Source organism: Shewanella sp. 10N.286.45.A1 (assembly GCF_041470405.1).
In the GTDB taxonomy this organism is placed as follows: Bacteria; Pseudomonadota; Gammaproteobacteria; order Enterobacterales; family Shewanellaceae; genus Shewanella.
Map to the genome: position 1 here is coordinate 1 of NZ_JBFRMK010000266.1, position 11,438 is coordinate 11,438.

7 protein-coding genes are annotated in these 11,438 nt (G+C 43.0%); all 7 read left to right on the top strand.

Annotated elements, in window-relative coordinates; genetic code table 11:
• Window positions 1-3,029: type I secretion C-terminal target domain-containing protein (locus AB4238_RS18035; protein ID WP_372034696.1), on the top strand; the 3,029-nt coding region annotated here is incomplete at its 5' end.
• Window positions 3,030-3,124: 95 nt separating this feature from the next.
• The gene (locus AB4238_RS18040) at window positions 3,125-5,296 is read left to right on the top strand and encodes a type I secretion system permease/ATPase (RefSeq protein ID WP_372034697.1); all 2,172 of its coding nucleotides are present in this window, start codon (window positions 3,125-3,127) and stop codon (window positions 5,294-5,296) included.
• A complete protein-coding gene (locus tag AB4238_RS18045) occupies window positions 5,293-6,675 on the top strand; it encodes an HlyD family type I secretion periplasmic adaptor subunit (RefSeq protein ID WP_372034698.1) in 1,383 nt (460 codons plus the stop codon). Before AB4238_RS18040 ends, AB4238_RS18045 begins: the two co-directional genes overlap by 4 nt.
• A 32-nt stretch (window positions 6,676-6,707) precedes the next feature.
• The gene (locus AB4238_RS18050; protein ID WP_372034699.1) at window positions 6,708-8,117 is read left to right on the top strand and encodes a TolC family outer membrane protein; all 1,410 of its coding nucleotides are present in this window, start codon (window positions 6,708-6,710) and stop codon (window positions 8,115-8,117) included.
• On the top strand, window positions 8,114-8,719 hold the full coding sequence (locus tag AB4238_RS18055; protein WP_372034700.1) for an OmpA family protein: 606 nt from the start codon (window positions 8,114-8,116) through the stop codon (window positions 8,717-8,719). The genes AB4238_RS18050 and AB4238_RS18055 overlap by 4 nt, the downstream gene beginning before the upstream one ends.
• Before the next feature lie 18 nt (window positions 8,720-8,737).
• The gene (locus tag AB4238_RS18060; protein WP_220738537.1) at window positions 8,738-9,451 is read left to right on the top strand and encodes a transglutaminase-like cysteine peptidase; all 714 of its coding nucleotides are present in this window, start codon (window positions 8,738-8,740) and stop codon (window positions 9,449-9,451) included.
• An 8-nt stretch (window positions 9,452-9,459) separates the two neighbouring features.
• Window positions 9,460-11,382 (top strand): EAL domain-containing protein, encoded by a 1,923-nt coding sequence (locus AB4238_RS18065; RefSeq protein ID WP_372034701.1) that lies wholly within the window; start codon window positions 9,460-9,462, stop codon window positions 11,380-11,382.
• Window positions 11,383-11,438: the final 56 nt, after the last annotated feature.

The window sequence follows — 11,438 nt, forward strand, 5'->3', positions numbered from 1 at the left end:
CTGCCACCGTGACCATTACCGTCAACGACGTTAACGATGCGCCTGATGTTACTAATACTGCAGTTCAAGGCGTTGAGGACTCAGCCCTTGTATTTAGCTGGGCTAGCCTAAATATTACTGATATTGATAACAATAAAGATAACCTTTCCATCAGGATTACCTCTCTACCTAATCCTGCCAACGGCCAATTGCAGTACTTCAACAATGGACAGTGGGACGTTGTGACTGTAGGTATGCTGCTGACTTCTGCTATGTTCGATGCTGGAAGCATTCAATTTGTACCATCGGCAGACCAAGCTGATGGTGGTGATTCTGCTACAGGTCTTGGTAATCAAGCGGATGCACTCGCGAGCTTTAATTATATTGTCACTGATGGTTCCGATGACAGTTTACAAGCCACAGTAACTATCCACATTGACGCAAGAGCAGATGTACCTGAATTAGCGGCTTCTGCTGGTCAAATAAAATGGGGCAGCAAAACAGAAAGTAATCAAACGCCGGATAATGTTATTCCTAATGATGAAGTTTTTGGCATTAATATTGACGCTGTATTTAGTGGCCGTAATGTCAGTTTGGCGGGTTCAAGTGAGAATAATTACATATCTGCTGGTGTTCTAAATGACACTAATAGCTTACAAGGTGGCAGCGGTGATGATGTGCTTGTTGGTGGCAATCATTCTGACAACCTTCATGGTGGTGCAGGTAATGATGTATTTATTGGTGGTGGGCTAAACGATTCAATATATGGAGGGGCTGGAGTCGATACAGCAATCTACTCCGGTAACTTTGCTAACTACACAATCACTAACCACTTAGATCATCCCGTTGTGCCATACCTACTTATTAACGACAGTCTCAACATTGATGCCAGCTCACTCAATGTAAATGAACTAGATGCAGGTGATCACCTTTATAATGTCGAGCGCCTTGTGTTTGCAGATGCTGTACTCATTGTTAATCCTGACGGGACGCTAACTCAAGTCGAAATAAAAGAGATCCCTTTAAGTATCAATACAGCACTTACCGACACAGACGGAAGTGAGTATTTATCTGCTGCAACCATTGACGGTATTCCAAATGGTGTCTATTTGACCGCTGGTACGCTAGATTCTGCAACTGGAACTTGGACTGTGCCCGTTGATGATTTAGCCAACCTAAAGCTACAAGTCACTGAAGATTATGATGGCGAGCTAGACATTACATTAACAATCAATGTAATAGCTACTGAGTCGAGTAACGGTAGTTCAGCCAGTAACCAAATAGACTTGGATATTTCGCTGCGCGGTTACAACTACAACAATGGCACGGATGGCGACAACACCATCGAAACTAGCGATGATCATGACATTATTGTAAGCGATACTTCAGGCATCCAAATAATTCAAGGAGAAAACTATAATATCGCGTTTATTCTTGACTCATCCGGTAGTATGAGTAATGCAATTGATGAAGCTACATCCCAGCTATTACAGGTATTCCAAACACTTTCGTCGAGTGCAACTGGAGTACATTCTGGCGTTGTAAATGTGCTTTTAGTTGATTTCGATTATGAAGCCAATATATCGCTTTCGGTAAATCTGGCGGATCCTGACGCGCTCACAACTCTGACCCATGCTTTGAATGCGATAGATGACAATGGCTGGACTAACTATGAGTCAGCGTTCGATGCTGCTATTGAATGGTTCCGTAACGGAGATGCCGCAAGCAATGATGGAACAAACCTGACTTATTTCATTACCGACGGTGAGCCTAATTACTACATGTATGAGACTTTAACCGACGAAATTAAAGTGCTTGATTATAAAGATCTTACTGACAAGAATTTAGACGAACTGCTCGGTCAATACACATTAGGTCAAGCGCTCATTTATAATGGCCTTGAGATTATTGATGCTAGCGGTACGGTCTATGAGTGGAAACAAAATAGTAGTGGTAAATGGAACAGTCAGGGAGCTATCGGGAAACTTGAACAGAATGCCAATGGTGACTACTTTATTGCGATTGCAACAGAGGGTTATTCAGAAGCAGTTTCAGGTGCGAACTCTGCATTTCAGCTTCTTCAATCACTGTCAGATGTCGAGGCCATCGGTATAGGGGGGATAGCGTTAAATAAACTAACTCCTTATGATTCTGACGGGAATGTCGCAACCAATATCGATGCGAGTCAATTAGCAAGTGTGATTTTAGGCTCAGAACAACTACTGCTCCAAGGAGATGACACCGTCAATTCCGGCGATGGTAATGACATAATTTTTGGTGATTTAGTTAAATTCGACGGTATTGATGGCCAAGGCTATGCAGCATTACAAAAATTTGTAGCACTACAAACAGGCGAGAATCTAGGAGAAGTTTCAGTGCAAGATGTGCACGAATACATCTCCGCTAATGCCTCAGCATTTGATGTATCCAGAAGTCAAAACGATGGTGATGATGTTATTGCAGGTAATAGAGGTGATGATCTGTTATTCGGCCAAGGTGGTGAAGATGAGCTCAGAGGCGGTAGCGGCAATGACTCATTGTATGGAGGCGAAGGCAACGACGAACTTATAGGTGGTAGTGGAAATGATACGCTAATTGGAGGACTTGGCGATGACATCATGACGGGCAATGCTGGGGCAGACACTTTTGCCTGGAGTACAGGCCCAGTCGATGGAACTGATACTACAGATCATATAACCGATTTTAACCTTGCGGAAGATAAGCTAGATCTTAGTGATATTCTTCAAGGTGATTCAGTAAACGAACTGTCTCAATATATTAGCTTTACCGATGATAATGGCAGTACTTCAATCAATATCGATACCGACCAAGATGGTACATTCGATCAACATATAATTCTCGATGGTATTGACCTCTTTGCTACGTTTGGTGCTCATGAAGCCGATATTATTTCAGGTTTATTAGGTAACAACGGTGAAGGACCTCTCATTGTAAGCACTTCAAGCGGAGATCCTTTTGCGGTCGCAGTTAATGCACCCGATAGACTAAATGATGACCTTAACATGCAAGGATTTAATCATATACCTTAAGCAAGCACGACTGTGAAATGGTGGCCTATAGAAAAATAGGCCATCATAACCGATACTAACAATATATAATAAAATCTTAAGGATAAGCCCCCAAGGTGTCAGCTTCTAAGAAAACTGATCAGTGGACGATATCGGCTTCTCAACGTGTTGTAGTCGATCCACTGTTAGACAGTTTAGTTTTGCTTACTGAATATTTCGGTAGCCCCTGCTCTAGCGACTCTTTAGCCGCTGGCCTTCCTATGCAAGGTCATGTGTTAACGCCTGAGTTATTGCCACAAGCAGCAGCTCGAGCAGGACTCGCCGCTAAGCTTTCTCGTAAAGGTTTAAATGAGATCACCCCAATTCTGCTCCCCAGCATATTGTTACTTAAGGATAAAAAGGCTTGCCTGCTTAGAGAGCTCGATATTGAGCAAGATAAAGCGATTATTCAGCTCCCGGAGACAGGTGGTGAAGAGACGTTATCGATTGAAGAGCTAGAAGCCATTTATGTCGGTTACCTGTTTCTTGTTAAGCAAGAATATCGTGGCGATATGGGCTTTGATGTCCACTTACACGAGAATAAATCCCATTGGTTACTGCAGACACTTAAAGATTCTGCACCTATCTACCGAGATGCTTTAATTGCTTCGGTTTTAGTTAACCTATTCGCACTGGTATCACCGCTATTCATCATGAATGTATACGACAAAGTCGTGCCAAATCTGGCATTCGACTCGTTGTGGGTATTAGCCATTGGCGCAGGTATAGCTTATATATTTGATCTGATAATGCGCCAGTTACGCAGCTATTTAATTGATGTAGCCGGAAAGAAAGTCGATATTATTGTCTCATCAAAACTGTTCGCTAAAGCCGTTGGTATTCCATTAGAAAAACGCTCCCCAAGTGTTGGCGGCATGGCAAAACAACTCGGTGAATTTGACAGTATTAGGGATATTCTCACCTCAGCAACCATCACCACTTTAGTGGATCTTCCTTTTGCACTATTTTTCTTGACCACCATCTATTTAGTCGCAGGTGATCTAGCACTTATTCCATTAATCGGCAGCTTCATCATTATTGGCTATACCCTGATTATGCAGCCAAAACTAAAAGCTGCTATTGAAGAGACAAATAAGTTCTCAGGCCTCAAACATGGTCACCTAATCGAGTCTTTATCATCACTGGAATCGATAAAGTCGAGCGGCGCTGAAGGGCTAGTGCAAAAAAGTTGGCAACAGATGATAGGCCATACTGCAAACTGGCAGTTGAAAGCGAAAAAAATCTCCACCTCAGTGACAAATGTTGCCACTTTCGTGGTGCAAACTTCAGTGATTTTTGTAGTTATTCTAGGTGTTTATCGCGTTGCTGATAATGAAATATCCATGGGTGGAATTATCGCAGCAGTGATCTTATCAAGCCGTGCCATATCACCAATGGCACAATTGGCAGGCCTAATGACCCGCGGTAACCAAACTGCCAGTGCACTACGCCAGTTAAACCAAATAATGACTCAAGAAGATGAGTTTGAAAACAAAGGTCACCTTGTCAGCCGTCAGCGCCTGCGCGGACAGATAAACGCTCATACTTTAGGCTTTAGCTATCCGAACTCTGAGCGCCCAATACTGCATCCAATGTCATTAAAAATTGAGCCCGGTGAGCGAGTTGCCATCATTGGTCGTAATGGTTCAGGCAAAAGTACCTTAGCTAAAATTTTAGTCGGCCTTTTTCAGCCGAGTAAAGGCAGCATCACTTACGACGGTCTCGATTCAGCTCAAATACACCCTAGTGACCTTAGACGTAACTTTGGCTATCTACCACAAGATATTACCCTGTTTCATGGCAGCATTCGCGACAACATCCTTTTTGGAACTCGCCAAGTGACTGAGCATCAACTGATCAGAGCAGTTCAGCTATCAGGCGTTAACTTGTTTACCAACCTAGAATCTGAAGGGCTCGACCAACAAGTGGGAGAAGGTGGACGAGAACTTTCTCGTGGCCAACGACAAACCATAGCTTTAGCTCGCGCGACCTTAAACGATCCTCCTGTATTGCTGATGGATGAGCCCACAGCCAGTTTAGATGCTAGAGCTGAAAAACAGTTTATCCAAGCGATGCACAATGTCAGCCGAGACCGCACGCTACTACTCATTACTCACAAAATGCACTTATTGAACTTGGTCGATCGCATTATTGTATTAGATCGTGGCCACATTGTTGCCGATGGGCCAAAAGCTGACGTGCTCAAGAAACTGAATGAAGGGCTACTTGCTGGAGTAGTTAAAAAATGAGTAAACACCTCACTTCGCATGATTTAGAGATGGTTGATGATGTCTATGGTGCAATGATGACCGATGCGCCAGCAAGTCACCGACTAACCATTTGGGCACTGGCATCACTGGCAGTTACTTTTTTAATTTGGGCCTATTTTGCTGAATTAGACCAAGTAACTACCGGGATGGGCAAAGTTATTCCCTCTTCGCAAATACAGGTCATACAGAGTTTAGATGGCGGCATATTGCAAGATATGTACGTGCAAGAAGGCTTGATAGTTACCAAAGGTCAGCCGCTTGCGCGTATTGATGCAACTCGTTTTCAATCTGACTATGCGCAGCAGGAGCAAGAGGTTAATAGTCTACTTGCCAATGTGATTCGACTAAAGACAGAGCTGAATAGTATTACCATTTCAAGTATCGGCTCTGATTGGCGTGAACAGGTAGAAATATTGCCTCAAGCGTTAGTCTTTCCTCAGATATTAGAAACCAATGAGCCAGAGCTAACCAAAAGACAGCGCGAAGAGTACCTCGGCCGTATTGATAACCTCAGTAACCAGCTCGAGATCCAAGCTAGGCAGATCCAGCAACGTAATCAAGAGATCCAAGAACTAGCCTCTAAAATTAGAACATTGACCACCAGTTTTCAGCTGGTTTCTAGAGAGCTAGAGCTTACAAGACCACTTGCAGACAAAGGAATTGTGCCAGAAGTTGAGCTGCTGAAACTGCAACGCTTGGTCAATGACATTCAAGGTGAGCTCTCTTCTTTAAGATTATTAAGACCAAAAGTAAAATCAACCATGGATGAAGCGATATTAAAACGTCGTGAATCTGTACTGATTTTTGCCGCTGACACTCGTGCCCAGTTAAATGAAATGCAAACTAAATTATCACGTATGAATGAAGCACAAGTGGGCGCCCAAGATAAGGTCAGTAAAGCAGAAATTGTCTCGCCAGTTAATGGCACCATTAAGTCAGTGCATATCAATACTCTTGGCGGCGTTGTGCAGCCCGGTGTTGATATCATTGAGATAGTCCCATCTGAAGACAAACTACTGATCGAGACCAAAATTGTTCCAAAAGACATTGCGTTTCTGCATCCGGGGTTACCCGCAGTTGTGAAAGTTACCGCTTATGACTTTACTCGTTATGGCGGGCTAGATGGCGTTGTAGAGCACATTAGTGCCGATACAACCCAAGATGAAGAGGGTAATAGTTTCTATATTGTAAAAGTTAGAACGGAGTTTTCTAGCTTAACAAAGGACGATGGCACGGAAATGCCTATCATACCAGGGATGTTGACCTCGGTTGATGTAATTACTGGGCAGAGATCCGTTTTAGAATACATACTTAATCCAATATTACGGGCTAAAGATACCGCGCTCAGAGAGCGTTGAAGCCCAATAAAAAACGACCTGGAGGGGTTAACATGGACACCAGCACAATACGGCAGGTAAAACGTAGTGCAATTGCACTCGCCGTTGGCGCGCTGATATTACCAGCAGCGGCTTATAGCCAAACGTTGGAACAAGCAGTAGCGCACACATTAGATACGAATCCTGAAATACGAATCGCATTTAACCGCTTTAAAGCGCGCGAAGAGCAAGTCAACCAAGCAGTAGCCGGTTATATGCCTACGGTAGATATCTCAGGTGGCTATGGTTGGGAACAAACCAATAGCCCATCGACTCGTCGTCGTGCAGGGCAAGGCGAAGTCGATTCTGACGGCGTCATTGAACTAGAGAGAGGTGAAGCAGGTTTTAGTATCAAGCAGATGCTTTTTGACGGTTTTTATACCAGCAGTGAAGTTGATAGATATAGCTTTGAAGCGAGTGCAGAGCAGTGGGCACTATTTGCTGCCGCCGAAGATATGGCACTGGACGTTGTTAAGGTTTACACCAATTATATTCGCAGTGAACAAGTACTGACATTGGCCGAGAAAAACCTTGAAAGCCATAAAGATATTTATGATCAAATTAAACAGAGAACCGATTCAGGCTTAGGCTCAACCGCCGATCTATCACAAATCAGCGGCCGTCTAGCCCGCGCTAACGCCAATGTTATCTCTGCGCGTAATAATTTCTACGATGCCAAGTCACAGTTTGTAAGTATTGTAGAGCAACAACCAGAAGATATGATTGTGCCAGTACCCGATGCAGATATGCTACCAGTCGACTTACAAACCAGTGTCATGATGGCGCAAGAGAATCATCCTATTTTGAAATCAGCTTCAAGTGATATTTTTGCTGCCGAGAATGAACGAGAATCAGCCCAGTCAAATTACTATCCCAAGTTTACCTTAGAGCTAGATGGTAACTGGAATAATGATATTGATGGTGAAGATGGCGCTGGTACATTTCAAAATGTAGGCGGTCACAACAACGATTTAGTCGCTATGATCAGGGTTAAATATAACCTGTTTGCAGGTGGTCGTGATTTGGCTCGAGAAAAAGAAGCAGCCTACAAAATAGGTGAAGCGAAAGAGATCCATCAGCGAGCTCATAGACAAGTGGTTGAAGGTGTCAATCTAGCTTGGAATGCATACGAGTTGCTTACCCCGCAAAAGATGTACATTCGTGATCATGTCATTGCGGCAAAAGACACTCAAGTTGCTTATAGTCAACAGTTCAATTTAGGCCAGCGTACATTGCTGGATCTGCTAGATACAGAAAATGAGCTATTTGAAGCACGAAAAGACTACTTAGAATCTGAGTACGATGAAATAGTGTCCCAGTATCGTGTTCTTAATGCCACTGGACAGCTGCTCGACTCATTAAGAGTCACACGTCCAGATGTATGGCAAGGTGAGCGTGATTACGAAGGAGGAGTACCGCAATGAGAACCCTAATTATATTATTGAGTGTCGCTATATTAGGTGGCTGCTCAATGCGTGACACCGTATCAATGGATACACCAACGAAGCAGGTGCATGACTTAAATGACATCGACCATGATGGTGTAATTGTAGCCAGAGAACGCTGCACAGAAACTGAACTCGGAGCGACGATCGATAACTACGGTTGCGGTAAAATCAAACCGATTAACGAGCGTCAAGAGCTAAAGATTTTGTTTGCCAATGACTCTTACTACATCGATCCAGTGTATTATACCCAGGTTGAAATTATTGCCTCTTTCATGCAGAAATTTCCCAATACACAAGCTGTGATTGAAGGACACTGCAGTAAAACCGGTAGCCATGAGCATAACCAAGTGTTATCGCAAAACAGAGCAAATGCAGTAAGCGCTTTGCTGAGCGAACGCTTTGATATTGAATCGTCTCGATTAAGTGCTGTAGGATATAGTTTTGATCGCCCAATCGATCCCACTCATACCGCAGCAGCACATAAGGTGAACCGTCGAGTTATCGCTGAGCTAACTGGCGATGACACCACCGCTGATATGAAATGGCATATATATACTGTAGATGAAGTGGTTAAGTAGGAGACTCTCTAACGTCGTATGAATGGCAGGCTTTATAAATTACAAAAATTAAAAAAAGTCTGCCAATTCACTTTGACTGGATTGGCTTTATCTGTGTCCTCACTTTATCTGGATGCAGACCCAATACCGCAATTAGACGAAGCCCACATAACCCAAACCATAGAGTCTCAATATGGAGAACGGGCGGGAAAACGCATTAGGGCTTGGTTTAAAATAATTGATGAAGCTAAGGGGCTACAAGATAGCGATAAAATATTAATGGTTAATAATTTTTTTAACCTTTTTCATTTTGTCGACGATATAAAACTTTGGGGAAATAAGAATTATTGGGCAACACCAATGGAATTTATTGGTGTTAGTGGTGGCGATTGCGAAGACTTTTCTATCGCAAAGTATTTCACGTTGCTGCAGCTTGGCGTTTCAGAAGACAAATTACGCATTACCATGGTTAAGGCCACGAGTGTTAACCAATACCATATGGTGCTTGCGTATTATGAAACTCCCTCCTCTATTCCTCTCGTTTTAGATAACCTTGATAAATCTATAAAACCAGCAACTCAGCGTAAAGATCTTATACCGGTATACAGTTTTAACGGTCGACAATTGTGGCTAAATAAAGAAAAAGGACGAGGCGTTCTAGCAGGCTCTTCATCGAAACTTGCGAAATGGAATGACCTAAAGCATCGTTTAGGTGTTGAACGACTAAAGCAACCTAAACTAAAACTGGAGTAGTTAACAAGATGACACTGTTTCGACAGATATACACACTTCTGTTTGCACTGTTTTTACTAGTAGTAGCGAGTTTAGGTTATGTGCAATTTACCGAGACCCAAAGCTTTCTAACTAAGCAGATGGAGTCTGACCTCAACAATACCAGTAACTCTCTAGGTATAATGCTGGTACCTGATTTAGAGGCTGGCGACATCGTCGGCGCAGAAACCTTAATCAATGTAATCTTTGAAGGTGGCTATTACCAAGAAGTAAAACTAACTTGGTTAGTTGATGGTAAACAACAGGTTTGGCAAAACCCACTAACTATCGAAGGTGTACCGCAGTGGTTTATTGACCTTGACCTGTTTAAAACCATTCGCCGTGAAAGCACCATTACAACAGGTTGGATCCAACTCGCTAGACTTGAAATAACTGCCCACCCTGGATTTGGCTACCATGAACTATGGCGCACAATGACCAATGCGATTATGGTTTTCTCAGTGCTGTTTTTAATCGCTATAATCCTTGCTCGCGTCGGCTTAACGTGGATTTTAAGACCACTGCATGAGATCGCAGAACATGCTAAAGAGATTGCCAATAGAAAGTTTGGTCCGGATATGGCTGTACCTAAGACCCGAGAGTTAAAATCGGTGGTACAAGCTTTCAATAGCATGTCAGCTCAACTTAAACAGATTTTCAGTTCTCTCGATGAAGAGGTCGGTGAACTCAGAAAGAAAAACCTCGTCGATCAAGTTTCTACTCTACCTAATCGCCAATATATGATGGGTAGACTAAGTGGCTGGCTAAGTGAACCCAAAAATGGTGCACTGATCATGGCCAAAATGGACTGGCTGGAAGAGGTGCACAGTAAGTACGGTTATCAAGTTAGAGACGAGACCATCAAACTTTTATCACAGAAGATGAAGCAACATTTAGATGGCGTTAGCACTTCTGTTATTGCACGTATCGCAGCCTATGAGTTTGCCTTCTTGATTACTAGCTCAGAGCATGAGCAGACCAGTAAATACCTACAAACACTTATTCGCACCATTAACCAAGAGATCTCTAAAGCAGGCTGCAAGCCTAACGAAGGGTTTGCACTTGGTATTGCTGAGCGTAAGGGGCAAATGACGGTAAGTGACATTTTAGCCCAGGCTGATAATGCGCTACAAAAGTCACTGCAAGAAAACAAAGTCTTCCACTGGTTTGAGACCAGTGAAAAGCAACTGTTTACCCGTGAGAAGTGGCGCGAACATTTAAGCAGTGCAATTAGCGCAGGAAAATTTAAGTTCAAATGGCAACCAATATTACTCAATAGCAATGACTCTGTGCTGCAAAGAGAGCTTTATTGTCAGCTTGAAATTGGTGACAAGAAAATATTCGCTGGTCAATTCATGCCCTACATTGAGCTATTGTCTTTAGGCAGCTTGCTCGATAAGTGCTTAATAGAAACCATCAGCAGCAAAGCACTGTTGGATCGTAATTTTGAACCTATCGCGATTAACCTGACTTTCGAGAGTATTAACGATACAGAGTTCCACCAGTGGCTTAACAAGCTACTACGTTCATCAGCTTTAAGAGAACGTATCTGTTTTGATATCCCAGAAGCAGCTGTATATAGCAGCCCTGAAGCCTGTGAAGCTCTGTGTACAATCATTAGAGATAACGGTGCACACTTTGGCATTGATCATTTTGGTCGCCAATTTGGTTCAATGAGCTACTTACAGAACTTACGACCAAGTTACGTCAAACTCGACCAGTCTTTCGCCTATTATGATGAAAGTGAGCATAGTAGTGAATTGTGTCGCGCGCTGATTAACGTGGCTAAAGGCTTAGATATCGAGGTGATAGTCACCGGTATTGAGGAGAAGGCTCAACTAGAGCGCTTTGTGCCTTTAAAAACCAACGCCTATATGGGTTATGTTTCGCCACCAGTCGATATAGAGCTATAGCGAAAACAGCTTAAGTAAATTCATAAAGGCCTCATTAGAGGTAATGCCGATCATTT